Annotated in this window: 30 protein-coding genes; 18 read left to right on the top strand and 12 right to left on the bottom strand. The window is 69.5% G+C overall.

The window, feature by feature from the left end:
* Positions 1–41 precede the first annotated feature (41 nt).
* Positions 42–326, bottom strand: a complete 285-nt coding sequence (locus tag ACPPVO_RS43495; RefSeq protein WP_426504397.1) for a HesB/IscA family protein — start codon at positions 324–326, stop codon at positions 42–44.
* Positions 327–690: 364 nt separating this feature from the next.
* On the opposite strand from ACPPVO_RS43495, the gene ACPPVO_RS43500 reads away from it, so the two are divergent.
* Entirely contained in the window at positions 691–1,146 is a 456-nt protein-coding gene (locus tag ACPPVO_RS43500) for a WD40 repeat domain-containing protein (protein WP_426504398.1), read from the top strand.
* 450 nt (positions 1,147–1,596) lie between these two features.
* Here the strand turns inward: ACPPVO_RS43500 and ACPPVO_RS43505 are convergent, their stop codons facing one another.
* From ACPPVO_RS43505 to ACPPVO_RS43515, 3 genes are all read right to left on the bottom strand, one after another.
* Positions 1,597–1,968 carry an ArsR/SmtB family transcription factor gene (locus tag ACPPVO_RS43505; protein ID WP_426504399.1) on the bottom strand — a complete coding sequence of 124 codons (372 nt, stop codon included), beginning with the start codon at positions 1,966–1,968 and terminating at the stop codon, positions 1,597–1,599.
* A 441-nt stretch (positions 1,969–2,409) separates the two neighbouring features.
* Positions 2,410–3,021 carry a hypothetical protein gene (locus ACPPVO_RS43510; protein ID WP_426504400.1) on the bottom strand — a complete coding sequence of 204 codons (612 nt, stop codon included), beginning with the start codon at positions 3,019–3,021 and terminating at the stop codon, positions 2,410–2,412.
* Positions 3,022–3,390: 369 nt separating this feature from the next.
* Positions 3,391–3,600, bottom strand: a complete 210-nt coding sequence (locus ACPPVO_RS43515; RefSeq protein WP_426504401.1) for a PCC domain-containing protein — start codon at positions 3,598–3,600, stop codon at positions 3,391–3,393.
* A 496-nt stretch (positions 3,601–4,096) separates the two neighbouring features.
* On the opposite strand from ACPPVO_RS43515, the gene ACPPVO_RS43520 reads away from it, so the two are divergent.
* Both ACPPVO_RS43520 and ACPPVO_RS43525 read left to right on the top strand, forming a co-directional pair.
* Positions 4,097–5,173 carry an FAD-dependent monooxygenase gene (locus tag ACPPVO_RS43520; protein WP_426504402.1) on the top strand — a complete coding sequence of 359 codons (1,077 nt, stop codon included), beginning with the start codon at positions 4,097–4,099 and terminating at the stop codon, positions 5,171–5,173.
* On the top strand, positions 5,170–5,379 hold the full coding sequence (locus ACPPVO_RS43525; RefSeq protein ID WP_426504403.1) for a hypothetical protein: 210 nt from the start codon (positions 5,170–5,172) through the stop codon (positions 5,377–5,379). The genes ACPPVO_RS43520 and ACPPVO_RS43525 overlap by 4 nt, the downstream gene beginning before the upstream one ends.
* A 179-nt stretch (positions 5,380–5,558) precedes the next feature.
* Here ACPPVO_RS43525 and ACPPVO_RS43530 read toward each other — a convergent pair whose 3' ends face one another.
* Complete coding sequence (locus tag ACPPVO_RS43530) at positions 5,559–5,936, bottom strand: hypothetical protein (RefSeq protein ID WP_426504404.1); 378 nt, start codon at positions 5,934–5,936, stop codon at positions 5,559–5,561.
* Positions 5,937–6,052: 116 nt separating this feature from the next.
* Here ACPPVO_RS43530 and ACPPVO_RS43535 point away from each other — a divergent pair, with 116 nt between their 5' ends.
* Positions 6,053–6,583: a hypothetical protein gene (locus ACPPVO_RS43535; protein WP_426504405.1), complete on the top strand. Its 531-nt coding sequence runs from the start codon at positions 6,053–6,055 to the stop codon at positions 6,581–6,583.
* A gap of 119 nt (positions 6,584–6,702) precedes the next feature.
* A complete protein-coding gene (locus ACPPVO_RS43540) occupies positions 6,703–7,248 on the top strand; it encodes a hypothetical protein (RefSeq protein ID WP_426504406.1) in 546 nt (181 codons plus the stop codon).
* Between the two features lie 365 nt (positions 7,249–7,613).
* Here ACPPVO_RS43540 and ACPPVO_RS43545 read toward each other — a convergent pair whose 3' ends face one another.
* A complete protein-coding gene (locus ACPPVO_RS43545; protein WP_426504407.1) occupies positions 7,614–7,838 on the bottom strand; it encodes a hypothetical protein in 225 nt (74 codons plus the stop codon).
* A gap of 285 nt (positions 7,839–8,123) precedes the next feature.
* Between ACPPVO_RS43545 and ACPPVO_RS43550 the strand changes: the two genes are divergently transcribed.
* From ACPPVO_RS43550 to ACPPVO_RS43595, 10 genes are all read left to right on the top strand, one after another.
* A complete protein-coding gene (locus tag ACPPVO_RS43550) occupies positions 8,124–8,255 on the top strand; it encodes a hypothetical protein (protein ID WP_426504408.1) in 132 nt (43 codons plus the stop codon).
* Positions 8,256–8,259: 4 nt separating this feature from the next.
* Positions 8,260–8,403, top strand: coding sequence for a hypothetical protein (locus ACPPVO_RS43555; protein ID WP_426504409.1), 144 nt, complete (start codon positions 8,260–8,262; stop codon positions 8,401–8,403).
* Entirely contained in the window at positions 8,400–8,603 is a 204-nt protein-coding gene (locus tag ACPPVO_RS43560) for a hypothetical protein (RefSeq protein WP_426504410.1), read from the top strand. Before ACPPVO_RS43555 ends, ACPPVO_RS43560 begins: the two co-directional genes overlap by 4 nt.
* A gap of 89 nt (positions 8,604–8,692) precedes the next feature.
* Positions 8,693–8,995 carry a hypothetical protein gene (locus ACPPVO_RS43565; RefSeq protein WP_426504411.1) on the top strand — a complete coding sequence of 101 codons (303 nt, stop codon included), beginning with the start codon at positions 8,693–8,695 and terminating at the stop codon, positions 8,993–8,995.
* A 143-nt stretch (positions 8,996–9,138) separates the two neighbouring features.
* A complete protein-coding gene (locus tag ACPPVO_RS43570) occupies positions 9,139–9,885 on the top strand; it encodes an SHOCT domain-containing protein (protein WP_426504412.1) in 747 nt (248 codons plus the stop codon).
* 48 nt (positions 9,886–9,933) lie between these two features.
* Positions 9,934–10,260 carry a hypothetical protein gene (locus tag ACPPVO_RS43575; RefSeq protein ID WP_426504413.1) on the top strand — a complete coding sequence of 109 codons (327 nt, stop codon included), beginning with the start codon at positions 9,934–9,936 and terminating at the stop codon, positions 10,258–10,260.
* On the top strand, positions 10,196–10,459 hold the full coding sequence (locus ACPPVO_RS43580; protein ID WP_426504414.1) for a hypothetical protein: 264 nt from the start codon (positions 10,196–10,198) through the stop codon (positions 10,457–10,459). Before ACPPVO_RS43575 ends, ACPPVO_RS43580 begins: the two co-directional genes overlap by 65 nt.
* Before the next feature lie 92 nt (positions 10,460–10,551).
* On the top strand, positions 10,552–10,995 hold the full coding sequence (locus tag ACPPVO_RS43585; RefSeq protein ID WP_426504415.1) for a hypothetical protein: 444 nt from the start codon (positions 10,552–10,554) through the stop codon (positions 10,993–10,995).
* The gene (gene dcd / locus ACPPVO_RS43590; RefSeq protein ID WP_426504416.1) at positions 10,995–11,525 is read left to right on the top strand and encodes a dCTP deaminase; all 531 of its coding nucleotides are present in this window, start codon (positions 10,995–10,997) and stop codon (positions 11,523–11,525) included. Before ACPPVO_RS43585 ends, dcd begins: the two co-directional genes overlap by 1 nt.
* A gap of 14 nt (positions 11,526–11,539) precedes the next feature.
* A complete protein-coding gene (locus ACPPVO_RS43595) occupies positions 11,540–11,737 on the top strand; it encodes a hypothetical protein (RefSeq protein WP_426504417.1) in 198 nt (65 codons plus the stop codon).
* A 50-nt stretch (positions 11,738–11,787) separates the two neighbouring features.
* Here ACPPVO_RS43595 and ACPPVO_RS43600 read toward each other — a convergent pair whose 3' ends face one another.
* From ACPPVO_RS43600 to ACPPVO_RS43610, 3 genes are all read right to left on the bottom strand, one after another.
* Positions 11,788–12,132, bottom strand: coding sequence for a transposase (locus ACPPVO_RS43600; RefSeq protein WP_426514807.1), 345 nt, complete (start codon positions 12,130–12,132; stop codon positions 11,788–11,790).
* Between the two features lie 118 nt (positions 12,133–12,250).
* Positions 12,251–12,448 carry a hypothetical protein gene (locus tag ACPPVO_RS43605; protein WP_426504418.1) on the bottom strand — a complete coding sequence of 66 codons (198 nt, stop codon included), beginning with the start codon at positions 12,446–12,448 and terminating at the stop codon, positions 12,251–12,253.
* Positions 12,449–12,462: 14 nt separating this feature from the next.
* Complete coding sequence (locus ACPPVO_RS43610) at positions 12,463–12,930, bottom strand: hypothetical protein (protein ID WP_426504419.1); 468 nt, start codon at positions 12,928–12,930, stop codon at positions 12,463–12,465.
* Positions 12,931–13,051: 121 nt separating this feature from the next.
* Between ACPPVO_RS43610 and ACPPVO_RS43615 the strand changes: the two genes are divergently transcribed.
* Both ACPPVO_RS43615 and ACPPVO_RS43620 read left to right on the top strand, forming a co-directional pair.
* Entirely contained in the window at positions 13,052–13,192 is a 141-nt protein-coding gene (locus ACPPVO_RS43615) for a hypothetical protein (RefSeq protein ID WP_426504420.1), read from the top strand.
* 24 nt (positions 13,193–13,216) lie between these two features.
* On the top strand, positions 13,217–13,489 hold the full coding sequence (locus ACPPVO_RS43620; RefSeq protein ID WP_426504421.1) for a hypothetical protein: 273 nt from the start codon (positions 13,217–13,219) through the stop codon (positions 13,487–13,489).
* 25 nt (positions 13,490–13,514) lie between these two features.
* On the opposite strand, the gene ACPPVO_RS43625 is transcribed toward ACPPVO_RS43620, so the two are convergent.
* The 3 genes from ACPPVO_RS43625 to ACPPVO_RS43635 form a co-directional block, all read right to left on the bottom strand.
* Positions 13,515–14,432 carry a hypothetical protein gene (locus ACPPVO_RS43625; protein WP_426504422.1) on the bottom strand — a complete coding sequence of 306 codons (918 nt, stop codon included), beginning with the start codon at positions 14,430–14,432 and terminating at the stop codon, positions 13,515–13,517.
* 40 nt (positions 14,433–14,472) lie between these two features.
* The gene (locus tag ACPPVO_RS43630; protein ID WP_426504423.1) at positions 14,473–14,787 is read right to left on the bottom strand and encodes a hypothetical protein; all 315 of its coding nucleotides are present in this window, start codon (positions 14,785–14,787) and stop codon (positions 14,473–14,475) included.
* A gap of 210 nt (positions 14,788–14,997) precedes the next feature.
* Positions 14,998–15,519, bottom strand: coding sequence for a DUF6221 family protein (locus ACPPVO_RS43635; RefSeq protein ID WP_426504424.1), 522 nt, complete (start codon positions 15,517–15,519; stop codon positions 14,998–15,000).
* On the opposite strand from ACPPVO_RS43635, the gene ACPPVO_RS43640 reads away from it, so the two are divergent.
* Complete coding sequence (locus ACPPVO_RS43640) at positions 15,518–15,811, top strand: hypothetical protein (protein ID WP_426504425.1); 294 nt, start codon at positions 15,518–15,520, stop codon at positions 15,809–15,811. The genes ACPPVO_RS43635 and ACPPVO_RS43640 overlap by 2 nt on opposite strands.
* The last annotated feature ends 21 nt before the right edge of the window (positions 15,812–15,832 follow it).

The following is a 15,832-nucleotide window of genomic DNA, read 5'->3' on the forward strand; positions in this document are numbered from 1 at the left end:
AACCGGACCGTGGCATCAGCCACGGTCCGGTTGACGTAGCGCTAGCCGGACTGCTCGGCGACCGTGAACGTCATCTGACCGTCGGCGCCTGTCCCGACGTCGAGCGCCTTGTCGTTGAGTACCAACGCCGCGTCCGGGTCCAGGAACAACCGAGCGCCGGCCGCCTCAACGACGGCGTCGCCGGCCGACGGTGTCGCCGCCAGGCTCAGGTTCAACGAGCCGCGGGTGACGTCCGTGGCGATACGCAAGCCGGCGCCGTCGGGAGCGTCCGGCTGCTCGGTGAGGTCGTGGATGGCGGCTGCGGCACGTTCGGTCAAAATGACCATGGTTAACCTCCTGAAACGTTGCGGTGCAGGGTGGGGCGCCTCGCGCGGTGCGCGGACGTGCCTGACGCCCGGTCGGCGTAGTTACAGCCGTCAGACGCGCGTCGACGCCCACGTTGCGGCTGGACGTTCCCGCTGCGGCCGATTCCTTTCCGACACGATGCAGTTGGTCGGCCGTCCTGCCTCCACGCTTACTCGCGTGGTCCGGTCCGTCAAGTCGAGCCGCGGCAGGCCCGCTCGGCGGTGACGGTCCGCGCATCTAGCCCTACGCCCGGCGGTCGGGCTGCCCACCCGCCAGGACATACGCCCCACAAATGCCGCCCGCGTCGGGGATGCACTGTCGTATGCGCCTACCGCGGGGTGCGCGGTGGCGTCAGGCCGACCGGGGCTCGCTGCCGACGTGCGTTCACTCCATGTTTCATCCACCGCGTCGCCGCGCATGACCAAACGTGTCACCAAATTGGCGCCCCTCGCCCACCCGCACACCCTCGACGCCGACGACACCGCGGTGCACACGGTGGCGTTCGGCGCCGACGCGACGCTGGCCGCCGCCGGTGAGGACGGCACCGTGCGCCTTTGGCTGTCCAAGCCGGCCCGCGGATCATCTTCCGCCGGATGGCGCAATACGACTCCTGGACCACCGGGTGCGCTGCCGACGGTCACGATCGGGCGAACAGGCCGCGGAAGCGGTGATGCGCTGCAGCATGCCGACCCGGCGGCCGACCTCCGCCGGCACAGGGCTACCCCCGGTGTCGTCGCCCAGACCGCCACCATCATCGACACCGCCGACGTCGACGATGCCGGTTCCGCTTGCTGGGCATGAGGGAAGGCGATGCCGCCGGGAGTGCGCAGGGTGACGGCCTTGGCGGTGCGGGTCTCGCGGCGGCCGTTGCCAGTGTCGCGGCGGCGGTCCCCGGCGGAGACCTGCGGCAAGGGCAGTCGTTTAAGGAGTGACGCCCGCCGCGGTGATCGGCACGCGAATGCCTCGCCCTCCCCGCGCCCGGTCGTGGTGAGGCCGCTGACCACGTCGTCGATGATGGCCAGCAGATCCAGGCACTGGTATGGCGAGTTGCGCAGCTCCATCCGACGGCCTTCGATTTGGGGCAGCGGCGCGCGCGAGCGGGCCAATGTGGCCCGCGCCGCCGCCCCGTCCGCTACCGCGGGATTCTTGAACATGCCCGGAGTGCGGTGGATAGGTGCGCCGCCCTGGGCGGGTCTGCCGACTCACCGGGTTGGGGACCCCGGCGCCGGCGCCAGCCTTCGGCAGTGCCGCTCAGCGGGCCCTCTTCGTCGCCCGCTTGCGGGGCGGCGTCAACAGGTCGGCGATCGCCGCGATCGCGGACGGCACCAGGCGGTAGTACGCCCAGACGCCGCGCTTCTCGCGCTCGAGCAGGCCGGCCTCGGTGAGGATCCGAAGGTGATGACTCACGGTCGGCTGGGTGAGACCAAGCGGCGCGGTGAGGTCACTCACGGACGCCTCGCCCTCCGGCGCGGACTGGATCAGACTGAGCAGTCGCAGCCGGGCCGGGTCGGCGAATGCCTTCAGCACTCCCGCGAGCCGCTCCGCATCGGCACGCTTGATCGGCTCGCCAGCAAGCGGCGAGATAGCAGGCATAGCAGTTTTCGCAGTTCCCACGCCTTCCATCGTTCCACCAACGCCGTCGATAGGCCGGTGGAACCGCGACCAGTACCCCGATGGCGACCGCGAGGCCGGGTGCGAGGGATGCTGGGGGCCGGGGCTGCGAGGTAACGAGCAGCCGCTGCGCATCCTCAAGGCGTCATGGACGCTGGGACCGCGTTGACACGCGCGTGTCAACGTCACTTCGCGGACCGGGGTGCTAACGGGCGAGTTGGCGCAGTTGCCGGCAGTGTCACCGCCGCAATCCGCGGCACACGGCAACGGCAGCGCCGCCAGAATCGTCGGCTATGTGACCGGCGTACGCCCCGTCTTGCTGAATGACAAACCTGTAGTTAGCGTGATCTTCATCAGCCTGCCTTGACCTGCGGGTCGACGGCACGGCAGCGGCGAACGCGCCTGGTATCGCGCTGTGGAACCGTGGGGCGCCGAGCACTGGTGCACCACCAGTCAGCTGCAGGAGCTGCTACACCGGCACGGCCTCGACGTCGGCGACCTGGTCCTCGTCGAGCAGTCACGGCTCACCGATCCGGGCGCGGCTGCGAGTAGCTCCCAGAACCCGGCGGCCCGCCGCACGTCGTACACGCTGAGGTCGGCCCGGGCCCGCACGAACCTGGCCCGGTGCCGCCACCTGCCGACGGGCTCGTCGTAGGCGACGTCCACCTCGACCTCCACGACCACGGTGGGTCGGACCGGGACGTAGACGACGGGCCGCGGGTTGTCGAACTGCCCAGCCCAGGCGGCGGGGAGCGGGATCGGCCATGGATGCGGGACCGCTCCCCCACGCTGCTGGGCGGTGTACCGCTCGAGCGCGAACCCGAGGTCGACGCCGGCGGCGCCGACGGGGTGGGTCATGCCCAGGTAGCGGAACAGGCCGCGTTCGTTGTACCGGCCGAGCAGCAGCGCGCCGGGCTGGGCGAGGCTGCCGGTGACGCCGCCGACGATCGCTTCGACTGTTGACCGGGTTTTCACCTTCACCCAGCCTGGCCGGCCAGCCTCGTACCGGCCGGCCGGATCCTTCGCCACAACGCCCTCGACGCCCGCGTGCTGCCAGTCGGCCATCCACGTGCGAGCCTCGCCCGGATCCGCGGTCTGCGGGCACAGCTGCAGCTGCGGCGGGCTGTCGGCGAGGAGGGTTTTGAGGCGGGTACGGGCGCTCGACCAGCGGCAGGGCGATGAGCTCGCCGCTGGGGTCCTGCAACAGGTCGAAGGCGACGTAGTGCGCGGGCCGCTCCCGGGCCTCACGTGGCAGCCGACGGCCGGCGGTGATCCGGCCCTGCAGGGCGGTGAAGCCGGTCCGGCCGCGGTCGGCGTCCCAGATGACGAGATCCCCGTCGAGGACGCAGCCGGGTGGCAGTGTGCGGAGGAGCCGGCGGACGTCTGCCGGCAACGCGGGATGTCCAAACCCTTGGAATACGGCTAAGGCCAGCGCTATTTCGGTGCCGTTGGCCAGCTGACCTCCATGACTTCGTGCTGCACGGCCCCCGGTCGCTGAGCCATCTCGTGGAGGCGACAGCCGACTGTGCACTCCTGTACCGCGCCGATCAGCGTGACCGCCGCGTCGGTGACATCCCGCGCCGCGACCTGCCGCATGATCGTTTCCAGCACTTCCTCACCGTGGCCGACACGGACGATGAACACGATTGCTCCCGAGGCCGATGCGGGCAGGTCCGGCGAATGGTACTGGCGGCGAGATTTGCGAGAGGCCAGATGCCGGGTGTCAACGGCCAGCCCGGGCGTCGTCCACGGCATTTCGAGCCGTCGCGAAGGTGGGCTGCCGTCCGGGCGGCATGGTGCGGGTGGTGAACGTCCGTGACGGACACGCCGGCTCGATGAACGGCCTCGCCGCAGTCGACGCCTCGGTGCGGAGCACAGCGGCAGAAGATGCCGCACGCGCACCGTTCGCCGGTCGCATTTGGGTGCCGAGAACCGTGCGTACCGGCTAGGAATAGCGTCGGTCAGGCGACGGCCTCCGATCGCCGACGTTGACGGTGATGCCGAGAGCCTCTCCGGCCTCGGCGTCTGGCGGTATGTTTCAGGGCGCGTCGGTCGGTGGCGTCGTGGATCTACGCTCGCAATCATGCGGACAGTACTCATCTGTGGTGCTGGCGTAGCCGGCCCGACCCTCGCGTACTGGTTGGCCCGTGCGGGGTTCCGCCCGACGGTCGTCGAGCGCGCGGACGGCCAGCGCTCCAGCGGCAGCCCGGTCGACGTCCGCGGCCTGGCCCTGCCAGTGGTCGAACAGATGGGCGTGGTCGACGACCTGCGTGCGACGGCAACCCACGCCACGGGCATCCGTTTCGTCGACTCGGCCGGCCGGCTGAGCCGTCGGATCTCGATGCCGACCAGCCGCAGCGCGGCCGGCACCCGCGAGATCGAGGTACCCCGCGCCGACCTAGCCCGCATCCTCTGTGCGGTGGCCCGCGACGACGCGGACTTCATCTACGACGACACCATCACCCGCCTCGACCAGGACCGAGGCGGGGTGGATGTCTGCTTCGAACGCGGCCCGGCCCGTCGGTTCGACCTGGTAGTCGGGGCCGACGGACTGCACTCGACGACACGCCGTCTCGCCTTCGGTCCCGACCGCGACTTCGTCCGCCACCTCGGCATCTATGTGGCCACCACACCGCTCGGTGAGCCGCCCGAGCAGCCACATGACGTGCTGCTTCACAACACTCCGGGCCGGCTCGTCGCGATGCATCCAGTCCGCGGCGAGGTAGGCGTCGCGTTCATCTTCCGGTACCGGGCCGTCGCCGATTTCGACCACCGTGACCTCGCCCAGCATCGCCGGATCCTCGCAGAGGCGTATGCCGGGGAACACGGCTGGCAGGTGCCCGAACTGCTCACACGTGCGCTACAGGTGGACGACCTCTACTTCGACGCGGTCAGCAAAGTGACGCTGCCGTCCTGGTCGGCCGGCCGGGTGGTGCTGTTGGGCGACGCGGCGGCCTCGGTGTCGCTGTTCGGCGACGGTTCGAGCCTGGCTATTGCCGGCGCCCGCACCCTGGCCACCACGCTCGCCGAAGGTGACCACCTCGCCGCATTCCGACGGTACGAAGCCGAGCACCGACGCCGCACCGCTGCCCGGGGGCGCGGCGCGGGTCTCGTGGCCGCGATGCTGATCCCGAAGACCCGGGCCGGCATCCTCGCCCGTAACGCGGCAGCCAGGCTGCTGCCAACCGGCCGGCCGAACCGTACCGCCGGACCATGAGCAGTGGCACCTGTGCAGTCGCCGACAAATACACACCAGAGGAGATCCTGTGCGCCGCCCAGGTGTCCGGATCTGCGATGCGCTCGCTCGGCACGGCCACCGCCGAGCCCGATGACCAGTTGCCGGATCCTGACGAAGTCCAACCGCTGATCGCTGGCAGATCCGGCACCCATTCGGACAGTTCCAATATCCGACGTCGCCATTAGGCACCTCCGAATCCGGGTTCCGCGCCGAAGTCGAAGCCGAACAAGCCCTCGCCCGCGGCGAACATCTCCTTACGATGACCACCAGCCACCACCACGCCGACCTGACCGGCCCCGCCACCGACGAAGCCCGCCGCCGCATCACCACCTTCACCGCCGCAGCCCACACCGCCCCAACCGGCTTACCGTCGCCCCCGTATTCCGCTGCCAGCGCCGGCTTCACCGGGATCGTCATCACCGATGCCGCCCGCCTGAAACGGCTCATGCAACGCCGCGACCCACACGTCTACCCCGGCACCTACAGCACGTGCGTATTCGACCCTGCCAAAGCCATGTGTCAGCCCCGGCCCGACAGCAGCGGCACCAACCGGCCCGCCCAAGCCGCATGTCAGCCGCTCGACTGCCGCAACACCGCCCTCACCACGGCCAACCGCACCGCACTGCGCGCCGAAGCCGACCAGATCAGCGTCCAACTCGACCAGCGACCATCCCTGCCGCCAATGCTCATCCACCGGCTCATCGACCGGCGTGACAAGATCACCACGTTCCTGACCCGCCACGAACCCGCCGAGGAACCAGGACGCAGCCGCCCGTCACCGAAGCCGACGTCCGCGCCGCCCTCGAAGCATTGCACCGCGAGGCCGACGCCACAGGACGCCGCCCCAGCGTTCTCGCAGTGGCACAACGCCTCGGCATGCCCAACACCAGCGTGCGCCGCCGGTTCCCGGCCATCTGCGCTGAAGTTGCACTCGGCCGCACCGCACCAGCGGGGCCGTCCGAACTCAACAGCGCCACGGTCACACACTTACGCCAGGACAACGCCCGACTCCGCCGCGACAACCACAACCTCACGGCCAACCTGGAGTCTCCGTCGATCAGATCTACATCCTTCGCTACGGTAGTCAGCGGGATGAGCGAGGCAGGCGGACGACGTTGCGAGCACCACGGCGCGGGCGCGGGCGCGTTCGCCGCGCCGCTGACCGGCGTGCTCGGCGCGGGCGCGGTGGCGATCATGGCCTTCGCCGGCATGACCGGCGCAGGGCCGACGCTGTGGCTCATGGTCCGGCCACACAGCCCCCGACCGACCCGTCGAGCCCTGCTGGTCGTCGGGCGACAACAGATCCGGCGCCGCCGCCGTGCACTGGCCGTCGATGGCCGCCCTCCCGCTGACCGCTGGCGGCGCCGCCAGCCGGAGTTCAGGACTTGACGTCCTGCGCGCGGGATCATGGCCTCCCTTATGGTGAAGATTCTGGCGATTGTCCAGCTTGTCGATCCGTTCGTACATTCAGTGCACGCAGTCACACCGAACGTGAGTCGGGGGCCTGGATGAAGATCGACATTCGTAACGATCTCGTCGGAGAGCAGCTAGAACAGGCGTGGCGGCTGTACGAGACCGCCTTCCGTCATCTCAATGCGCTCACCGTCCAGCGGCATCTCATGTACCGCGCCGAGTTCAACGACGTCATGACCGACCATCGCATCGAGAAGTGGCTCGCGTACTCCGACGACGGCGTCCTACTCGGCCTCGCCACGTACTCGAACCAGCTCAGTGCCTGGCCCCTCATCTCGCCCGAGTACTTCGCCCGCCGCTGGCCGGCTCAGTACGCCGACAACCGGATCTGGTACTGCGGCTTCGTCGCGGTGCCCGGCCACGAACAGGGCGTCTTCGTGAAGCTCATCGAGGCGATGTACCGCCACGCCGAGGAACAGCAGGGCGTCATCTCCCTCGACATCTGCCGCCACAACATCGACACCTACCGGCTCGACCGCGCGATCGACACCTGGCTGCGGCGCATCTCCGACGGCCGGGTCCGCTGCGAGGCAGCCGACACACAGACCTTCATGACCTACGAGACCGCCCCGGCGGCCTGAGGCGCCATCAGGCGTACGCGTCGGCCGGCGTCGGAGAGTCCAGCCGAGACCGGCCGCACCTGCGCTGGCTTGGTGCCGTGAGGACGCGCCGAGCTACGTGTTGACGGCCGAGTGCCTGCGATCCGGCATTCATCTCGGCGGGACGGCATAGCCGGTCCGGAGACCGGCGCGGTCCCACCGTGGATCGCGGCGCCCGTTGCGCACCGGCGAGGTCAGGACGCGGGGCGGAAGCCTGCGGTGTCGAATGTGACCAGCGAGTCGATGATCAGGCCGTCGCGAAGGCGCACCTCACCGACGCAGGCGACCAGCTGCCGGACCCGCCGCCGCCCGGTCCGTGTCGAGGCAGCCCTCGGCGCCGCCCGAGCTCACCTGTCGTCCCCGGTCTCGGCGGGCCAGTCCCAGTAGGCGACCAGGGTCCAGCGCACCCCAGCGTCGAGCATGGCCTGGCTGCGGTGTCGGCCGTTGACGTAGAAGCCGTGGCCGTCGTCGCCGCGGGTGGGCTGGATCGGATCGCACAGCAGGCTCTTCGCCGCGGTGAGGGCCCACGCGTCGACGCGTTCGTCGCGTGCGGCGGTCAGCCCCGCCCACACCCGCTTGTCGCGAGAACGGCATCAACTTCGCGATGGGACCGAAGGACGACGTCAACCGGCTGCGAGCCGCGACCGCCGAGCTCGGCCTAGAGTCGCGCGCCCACAACCTACTGGCGCGACGGCCAGTACCTGCTGCCGATCTACAGCATCGAGCAGCGCCAGTACAGCGGCCCGGTGTTCAACATGGAAGTCGACGAGGACCACTCGTAACTCCTCAACGGGGTCGCGACCCACAACTGCCAGGCCGGGATCAACCGGTCGTCGCTCGTCGCCGCGTTCACGCTGATGCGTCTCGGGTACGGCCCCGACGAGGCGATCGCGCTCATCCGCACCCGCCGGTCGCCGCACGCCCTGTTCAACAGCCACTTCCAGCAGTACATCGCTGTCGAAGCGGCCCGGCTCGCCGAGGCGGTGTGACCTGATGACCGCCGCCCGGATGCTGTTCGTCGTCGCGCTCTGGCCCTTCGTTTACGCCGCCGACCGCGTCTGCCACATCAACCCGCCCGCCACGCTCCGCGAGGGCCTGTCGTGGGCGATGCGCGGCGCCGGCCCGCCTCGCCCGTGACCGCGATCCGGCCGTCGCCGGACCCGTGCCAGCACTGGGACGGCGCCGAGCAACGCCGCTGCGACAGCTGGGACGGGGTGCGGATGTACATCATCGGCCCCCGCTGCCTGCTCCACACCCCCAACGCGATCGCCGGCAAACCCGAAGCGCCCGAAGTCGACCCGCCGAAGCGCCGCCACCTGTCCGTCGTCCGCAACTGAGAGGGACATCCCCGATAAGCGACCACTACCCGCCCGAGACCACCAGCGACTGGACCCACGCCGACCTCGACGAGCTCGTCGGTGCGTTCGTGGTCGTGGAGGTGCCGGTCTCCGACTCGTACCGGCACGTCGCCGGCGACGGCGACTACGAGGGCGCCGCCGGCGTCGTCGTCCTGGCCGGGATCGCCTCGTATCCGGAGGTCCCCCGGACCGCGTTCGTTGACCTCGCCAGCGGTGGCGGGTGGACGTGGCCTGCCGCCGAGGGCGCGCACATCTCCGTGTGCCGCGACCACGGCGACCACAGCAGCGCGGACGGCCGGGCCTGCCTGACCCAGCTCGGCGTCCGCGGCGCGCGGGAGGTGGCGCATGCCTCCTCGGCAGGCCAGGGCTGAATCTCCGAAGTCGACCAGCGCGGCGTACGGATCCTCGGCAGTCGCATGCTCGAGCCGTCGGTTTCCGGACAGGACCGTGCCGGCGTTGGTGCGACGCTGTGCGGCAACTTGACGATCGTCCTCGTCCGGCCCTGGAGGGCGGCATGAAGATTTCTGTGCGGGAGACGTTGAGCCTGGTGATCGGGCTTAGCGGCGTTGCCTTGTTGGGAATCGGCGTGAGCAAATTGCTCGATACCGGTACCTGCGGGTCGGGCGGCCCGCACGTGATCGCTCGCGAGTGCCCGAAAGGCTCCGGTGTCTGGGGCGTCCTCTTGATGGTCGGCTTCTTCATGTGGCTGATCGGCCCGTTCGTGAGCAAGGCGAATATCACCAAGCCGGGCGCCGGACGGGTGGTCTGGACGGTCGGATTCACGGGAGGCGGTATTGCCCTGCTGATCAAGGGATGGACGAATCCCACACTTAGCGCGGATTCGTACCTCGCCATCTACCTCATGGCCGGGATCTTCATTCCAATGGGCATCGCCATCTGGATCCCCACGTTGCTCCGGCTCCGGCGGGCGTGGCGCGCCGGGCCGGCAACGGCAACGGCACCGGGAACGGAAACGGCATCGCCGAAGGCCGACGCCGGCCCGACCAGCGGCGTGAGCGACCGCAGGGCACGGATGAAGCAGCTGAACCGGCTACGCAGCAGCGGGGCGCTCACTCGGGCCGAGTTCGATCAGCTCAAGCGCGACCAGGCCGGGCCGCTCGCCGACGACCGCCAAGAACCGTCCCGGGACCGGCTCGCCCTGATCCAGCAACTGGCCGGGCTGAAGGCATCGGGGATCCTGAGCGCGGAGGAGTTCGAAGCCAAGAAGCAGACCATCATGCTCAGCGAAGCGGTCGGCTGACGCACGCGCCGCCCGGCCGCGAGTCGTCCCGGCGGTCGGCTGCGCAGGATGATCCGCCGGCGGCGGGCGAGGACGACCAGCGCCGCGCCGGCCACGACCGCGGCGATGCCGCCTCCGACCAGCGGCCACCCGTTCGACGTGATCGTCACCAAGGTCGACGTCGACGAGAACGGCAACCCCACGCCCGAGGCAGTGCAGCACCTCGCCGAGCGGATCAGCCGCGACGTGCAGCAGAAGTTCAAGCGGATCGTCCGGATCGCCGCGCCGCGTGACCGGCCCAGTGTCGTAGGCCCGCGCTACGACAGAGCGCATGATCCGCGCAACCGTCGTCGCCGACTCCGTCTCGCCCGCCGGCGACCGGCTGACCACGCTTGAGGTCACCTTCCCCCGATGCATCCTCGCCGAGGTCAACACCCACCGCGTCTTCTCCCGCAACAGCGCCTCCAGCCGCGCCGTCCCCGTCCGGAAGATGCTCGAGCAGGTCAAGACCGACCCGTTCGTGCCGATCCGCTGGCGGGCCGCCCAGGCGGGCATGCAGGGCGGCGAGATCCTCACCGGCACGGCGGCCTACTAGGCAACTGAGCATTGGCTCGCCGCCCGAGACAGCGCCGTCCGGCATGCCGAGGCGCTCCTCGAATCGGCCTCCACAAGACGATGCCGAACCGGGTGCTGGAGCCGTTCGCGTGGCCCACAGCGATTATCTCCGGCACCAGCTGGGACGGCTTCTGGCGGCAGCGCTGCTCGCCGCTGGCCGAGGACCACATGGAAGCGACGGCGAACGCGATGCGCGCCGCGTACGACGTGAGCACCCCGCTGCACGTCGGCTTCGGCGCGTGGCACCTGCCGTGCATCACCGACGCCGAACGCGTCCAGCTCACGCCCGCCCAGCAGCGGCAGGTGTCCGCCGGCCGGTGCGCGCAGGTGTCGTACCTGACCCACGGCCGCGCCGACGTCGACGCCGACCTCGCCCGGTTCGCGAAGCTGGCCGAGTCTGACCCGCCGCACTGGTCGCCGATGGAACACCAGGCGACACCGTTGCAGCCGTGGCTCGTCCGCCGCGGCAACTTCGCCGGCTGGGAGCAGTACCGGCACCTCCTCGGCGGTGCCTGATGCTGTCCGACGTCTCAATCCGCAAGCTTCTCGCCGCCGAGGACCCGCTCATCGAGCCGCACCCGCTCGACCAGCAGATCCAGCCCGCGACCGTCGACCTGCTCCTCGGGAAGATCGCCTGGCCCGACCTGCCGTGGCGGCGGCGCGCGTGGCGGCGCGTCAACTGGCGGACCTACGACCTGTGGACGATCGAGCCCGGCGACTTCCGGCTCGCGTCGACGCTGGAACTCGTCACGCTTCCCGCCGACCTCGCCGGGTGGGTCGCGGGCAAGTCGAGCCTCGCCCGGCACGGCCTCACCGTCGAGCAGGCCGGTTTCGTCGACCCGGGGTTCCTTGGCGAGATCACGCTGGAGCTCCACAACGTATCCCGCAAGCCGATCCAGCTATGGCCGGAGATGCCGATCTGCCAGATTGCGTTCTTCCGGCTCGATCAGCCCGCCGACCGGCCATACGGCTCACCCGGGCTCGGCTCCCACTATCAGCTGCAGCTCGGGCCGACGCCGTCACGGATGGCGGCCGCGCCCCGATGACCCTCCGCGACCGGATGGCCGTCAACGAGCGCCGCTTCGACCTCACTGCCGGCGGCGCGGTGTGCGGCAATCCGATGACCACCAAGGCGATGCGGTGGTTCCCGTCGACGCGGGAGCCGGGCGACTGCGTCGCCGAGGCGAAGGGCCCGTTCGAGATCCGAATCGACGAACGCTCGTGGGGCCGGTCAGCGGCCGGCACTTATCCGCCATAGCCTTGCCAAAGCCCTGGAGGTCATGGGGAGTTGCCCGGCTTCCGACCGGTTCACCAGCGCGTCTCCCCGGCGAAATACCGGGCGGCCTTGCGCAGGATGTCGCGCTCCTCCTCCAACTCACGGACCCGGCGACGCAGCTCGGCGTTCTCCTCCTCGACCGTGCCGGCAGGCTGAAGCTTCGCCGTGGCCGCTGGACGGCCGGCCTCGCCTCGCCGCTGGTCGTCCAGCCGGACCCAGCTGCGCAGCGTCTCGCGGTTGACGCCCAGGTCATCGGCGATCTGCGCGATCGTCGCGCCCGGCCTCGACCGGTACAACGCCACCGCATCCGCCTTGAACTCGGGCGGGTAGTGCTTGTTCACCATCGTGTTCCAGGACTCCTGATCTCCCGGGAACATCACGATCCCAGGTTCAAGTGTCCAAGATCAGGGGGCAACTCCCCATGACCTCCAGGGCTTTGGCAAGGCTATGGCGGATAAGGCCGGCCGCTGACCGGCCCCACGAGCGTTCGTCGATTCATTCCGCAAGACTCCCCAGGCTGGAGGCACGAGCCTCTTCGTCGATGATCGACCGGCACGCCTGCGCCGCGTGCTGCACCGTCGGATCGTTCTTGTCTCCGGGCAGATCCCCGGGCTGCAGGCCGAACCCGTGGCCGGGCGTGAAGCGGCTGTTGGCGGTCGGATCGTGGTAGTTGGGCAGGCCGTTGGCGCGCATGCACTGCGCCACCTTCACCCGGCCTGGACCAGCTTCGGCGGCGCAGGCGCCTGCCCGTCGGGCACGAGCTGCGCGTTGAGGATCAGGTCATTGCACGCCTGCTCCACCGCCTGGACGGTGTTCTCGTCGGCTTCGTCCAGACTGTGTGAGTCGGTGTACACGTGGCCGTCCGCGGTCAGCACCGGGTCCTTGTAGGTCGGGACGCCGTGCTGGCGGATGCACTCGGCCGCGGCGTGCAACGCGTTCTTGCGCGCGTCGCTGGTCGCCCCGGCACAGGTCGGCTGGTAACCGAGGTCACCGCCGGACCCCTTGCCGCTGCCCTTGCCCTGCCCGGCACCGGCGCTCACGCAGCCACCGGAGCCCGGTGACGCCGAATGGCCGGCCCCGCCGAGGCTCGGCAGGCTCGGCGACTTGCCGCCGGAGCTGCATGCGCTCAACGCCACGGCGGTGAACACCGCGGCAGTGAGCAGTCCAGTTCTCATTCCGCTCGCAATCGTGAGCAGTCCGATTCTCATGACCGTCAGGTCTATTCGCACGACGGTGACACGAGCGCTACACGCCATGTTGGACGGCTGTCATCTGCTGCGGCGCACAATGGTCGGCATGCCGGTGCAGGTGGTTGAGGATCACGCGACCCTCGCTGAGCGGATCGGTGAAGGGCTGCGCAACGCGGGCATGGCCGTGGCTGCGCCGGAACCGGAACACCGGCCCGAAACCACGGCTGCGGGCGCCGCGCCGGATTGATCCGACCTGGATGACCGAGAGGCCATGAAGATGGCCGACCCCAACATGCGGGAGATCCTGTTCACCGGCGGCCCGAGGGACGGCCAGCCCGGCGAGCAGCCGAGGACGTTCGTCGGCCCGCACCACTGCATGCCGGACGGCGAGAACTCGACGTGGGCGATCGCCGACGCGTGGCCCGGCCTCCCGCGGTACATCCCCGCCCACTTCGCCGACGGCGTGATCGTCTTCGAGTGGCGGCTGCCGACCGCCGAAGAGATTGCCGACGCCGTGACATTCCGCGAAGCGTGGGACGGGTGAGCAGGCTGATCCAGGCTGTACGCGATCACGGCTCGGAAGTGGTGGCCTTGTCCCGCAGACGACGGCGGGCGCTCTTGATGGCATCGATGAGGGCCGTATCGCCCTCCGCTCCGGTCCACGTCACGACCAGGATAATTACGCCCTTGTGGTCGAATGCCCAACGTCGTCCGCTTCCTCGATCGCTGACGGAGACTACAGCTCGCACCTCAGCAAGGTCCGCCCGTTGGGTGAGGACGTCGAAGTTCCATGACTCCGGCGTTGGCCTCTCCCATTTTGTTCTCCTGTCAATGACAATCCCAACCGGAAAAGCGTCACCGAATTCCAGCCGTGCATCTACGCTGCCCCTCTTGCGACGACCCCGGTCTATCGAGGTCACACCGAGTTCTTCGGCGTTCAACTCAAGGGCCCGTATGATCCTCCGCTCGTGGACGAAGTCGCTCGCATCTGCCACGTCGGGTGAGCTACGCGAGGCCGGGTCGGCGACCTGATAGCCCTCCAGCATGGCCTCCGCCTTGGCCGGGTCGTCCACAGCGACCTCTCTCGCGGCCTGGGCGATCTCCCGCCGGTCCTCCTCGCGGGCCATGAAGCCGGCGCCGTCTTTGCCGAGCTTGCCGATCTGGGTGCCCTGGATGCCGATGACGAGGAGCACGCCGGCGAGCAGGATGGCGACGGCGACGCCGGCCTCGTTTTTGGTGACGAACATGGCGACGAAACCGACAGCGCCGACCGCAAGACCGGCCGCCACGGCGCCGGTTCGTTCCCAGCTGGTCAGCTGCCGGTACCGCGGACGCTCGGCCGCCTCGGCACGACCCCCAACCAGCGAAGCTCTCGGGAAGAGTTCAACTGCCCCGACATCTTCGAGCTCACCGACGGACGCTTCGCCGTCATCGGCACGGACATCGGCGCGAAGTGGAGCGGCGGGCGGCTGTTCGTCGTCGGGCATGCCCGTCATCGTGGTATGTCCATGCACCGCTGGGATCGGTCTATGCGGCGAACTTGCAGGGTGTCTGGTACTGGACGTCGTTGCAGTACTTGGCCTGGCGAGTCTGCGGGTCTTCGGAGAGTTTGAACAGGCAGATCACGACGGTGTGCCCGTGCTGGCCGGGTGTGCAGAGGCAGCCGCGCCACGTTAGGTGCCGGACGCCGGGTCCGAGCTCGTGGCCCTTGCTGCAGTGCGTCGGGTAGACCTCGTGCCAGGCGTACCGCTGGGCCTTCGAGTTCCAGACGCGCTCAACGTGCCCACGACCTGCACGTGGGCACGCATGTACGGAGATTCGGGCGCGCTCGGACTGCCTCATCCTGCCGGTCACCTTGCTCGCAGGCACCGCCGCCCGGTTGTCCGAGTTGAATTGCACTCGCCGCAACTTCATCCTCAGCCAGTGTTCTACGGTGATCTTCTACGTTGAGCGGGGGTCGAGGGTCCCCGGCCAGCGGCTCGCGCGCCCGTGGACTGCACCCGGCAGGGCCGTAGCGCAGCGGTGATCGCACCGCCTCGCGACGGGGCCGGCTCAGATGGCCCATTCGGGGTAGTCGGGATGGGCGGACCAGACAGAGGCGTCGTTGCGCAGCTCCCGGCACGGAGCGGGCTCGGCGCAGGTGCGGCACCAGTTCGGCGGGCGCGGCTCCTCGTCCTGCACCAGCACCTCGATCGTCTTGCCGTCGTCGCGCCGGTAGACCTCGTGGTGCTGGCCGTACTCGGCCCGGCCGCTGACATAGCCCGGCCGGTGCCGCTCCAGGCGCTGCCGCTTGGCCGCCACCTCGCGCAGCACCCGGGCCGGATCGTGATTGGCGATGTGCAGGTGCTGGTTGCGAGCGCCCGGCACGACCGCGACCAGCTCACCGCCCTCGTAGGCCGGTACGGGGTCCGTGACATAGGCGCGGTCGAACGCTCGGATCTCTCGCCAGCCGCCCGGCTGGTCCGGTTTGACGTGCCACACCTGCACTGTGTAGCCGCCGCCCGAGATGGTGCTGGCGAGCGACTCGTCCTCGGCGAGCCGTGCCTCGATGAACGCCACCAGGTCGTTGCTCATGTCCTCGATTCTGCCCAGGATCGGTCACCCGGCCCGGTCGTTTGAGGTCTCGATTGCGGGTGATGTCCCAGCGATGACAGTGCGGCTTCGCACGCTCGGCGGTGGCGAAACGGCCGTCACGGATGACCGGCTCGATGCCCTTCGGGCGGCCCTGCGCGGTGCGCTCATCACACCGGGTGATCCCGGCTACGACGAGAGCCGCGGCGTGCACAACGGGATGTCCGACCGGCACCCCGGGCTCATCGCCCGGACGGGCCGTGCCTCTACGGCTTCAGGCACCGCACGTTTCTGAGTTCTTCTGCCCCTAGTACTC

This window comes from Dactylosporangium sp. McL0621, from assembly GCF_049995355.1.
In the GTDB taxonomy this organism is placed as follows: domain Bacteria; phylum Actinomycetota; class Actinomycetes; order Mycobacteriales; family Micromonosporaceae; genus Dactylosporangium.

Excerpts from the sequence above, each read along its gene's own strand:
- ACPPVO_RS43580 (WP_426504414.1), top strand. The coding sequence starts at position 10,196 with ATGATCCGCGCAACCGTCGTCGCCGACTCCGTCTCGCCCGCCGGCGAC.
- ACPPVO_RS43540 (WP_426504406.1), top strand. The coding sequence starts at position 6,703 with ATGAAGATCGACATTCGTAACGATCTCGTCGGAGAGCAGCTAGAACAG.
- ACPPVO_RS43605 (WP_426504418.1), bottom strand. The coding sequence starts at position 12,448 with ATGCGCGCCAACGGCCTGCCCAACTACCACGATCCGACCGCCAACAGC.
- ACPPVO_RS43630 (WP_426504423.1), bottom strand. The coding sequence starts at position 14,787 with ATGAGGCAGTCCGAGCGCGCCCGAATCTCCGTACATGCGTGCCCACGT.
- ACPPVO_RS43505 (WP_426504399.1), bottom strand. The coding sequence starts at position 1,968 with ATGGAAGGCGTGGGAACTGCGAAAACTGCTATGCCTGCTATCTCGCCG.
- ACPPVO_RS43570 (WP_426504412.1), top strand. The coding sequence starts at position 9,139 with ATGAAGATTTCTGTGCGGGAGACGTTGAGCCTGGTGATCGGGCTTAGC.
- ACPPVO_RS43510 (WP_426504400.1), bottom strand. The coding sequence starts at position 3,021 with ATGGCCGACTGGCAGCACGCGGGCGTCGAGGGCGTTGTGGCGAAGGAT.
- ACPPVO_RS43555 (WP_426504409.1), top strand. The coding sequence starts at position 8,260 with ATGACCGCCGCCCGGATGCTGTTCGTCGTCGCGCTCTGGCCCTTCGTT.
- ACPPVO_RS43635 (WP_426504424.1), bottom strand. The coding sequence starts at position 15,519 with ATGAGCAACGACCTGGTGGCGTTCATCGAGGCACGGCTCGCCGAGGAC.
- ACPPVO_RS43600 (WP_426514807.1), bottom strand. The coding sequence starts at position 12,132 with ATGTTCCCGGGAGATCAGGAGTCCTGGAACACGATGGTGAACAAGCAC.
- ACPPVO_RS43620 (WP_426504421.1), top strand. The coding sequence starts at position 13,217 with ATGAAGATGGCCGACCCCAACATGCGGGAGATCCTGTTCACCGGCGGC.
- ACPPVO_RS43495 (WP_426504397.1), bottom strand. The coding sequence starts at position 326 with ATGGTCATTTTGACCGAACGTGCCGCAGCCGCCATCCACGACCTCACC.
- ACPPVO_RS43610 (WP_426504419.1), bottom strand. The coding sequence starts at position 12,930 with ATGAGAACTGGACTGCTCACTGCCGCGGTGTTCACCGCCGTGGCGTTG.
- ACPPVO_RS43625 (WP_426504422.1), bottom strand. The coding sequence starts at position 14,432 with ATGCCCGACGACGAACAGCCGCCCGCCGCTCCACTTCGCGCCGATGTC.
- ACPPVO_RS43640 (WP_426504425.1), top strand. The coding sequence starts at position 15,518 with ATGTCCTCGATTCTGCCCAGGATCGGTCACCCGGCCCGGTCGTTTGAG.
- ACPPVO_RS43575 (WP_426504413.1), top strand. The coding sequence starts at position 9,934 with ATGATCCGCCGGCGGCGGGCGAGGACGACCAGCGCCGCGCCGGCCACG.
- ACPPVO_RS43550 (WP_426504408.1), top strand. The coding sequence starts at position 8,124 with ATGCGTCTCGGGTACGGCCCCGACGAGGCGATCGCGCTCATCCGCACC.
- ACPPVO_RS43615 (WP_426504420.1), top strand. The coding sequence starts at position 13,052 with ATGCCGGTGCAGGTGGTTGAGGATCACGCGACCCTCGCTGAGCGGATC.
- dcd (WP_426504416.1), top strand. The coding sequence starts at position 10,995 with ATGCTGTCCGACGTCTCAATCCGCAAGCTTCTCGCCGCCGAGGACCCG.
- ACPPVO_RS43595 (WP_426504417.1), top strand. The coding sequence starts at position 11,540 with ATGGCCGTCAACGAGCGCCGCTTCGACCTCACTGCCGGCGGCGCGGTG.
- ACPPVO_RS43525 (WP_426504403.1), top strand. The coding sequence starts at position 5,170 with ATGAGCAGTGGCACCTGTGCAGTCGCCGACAAATACACACCAGAGGAG.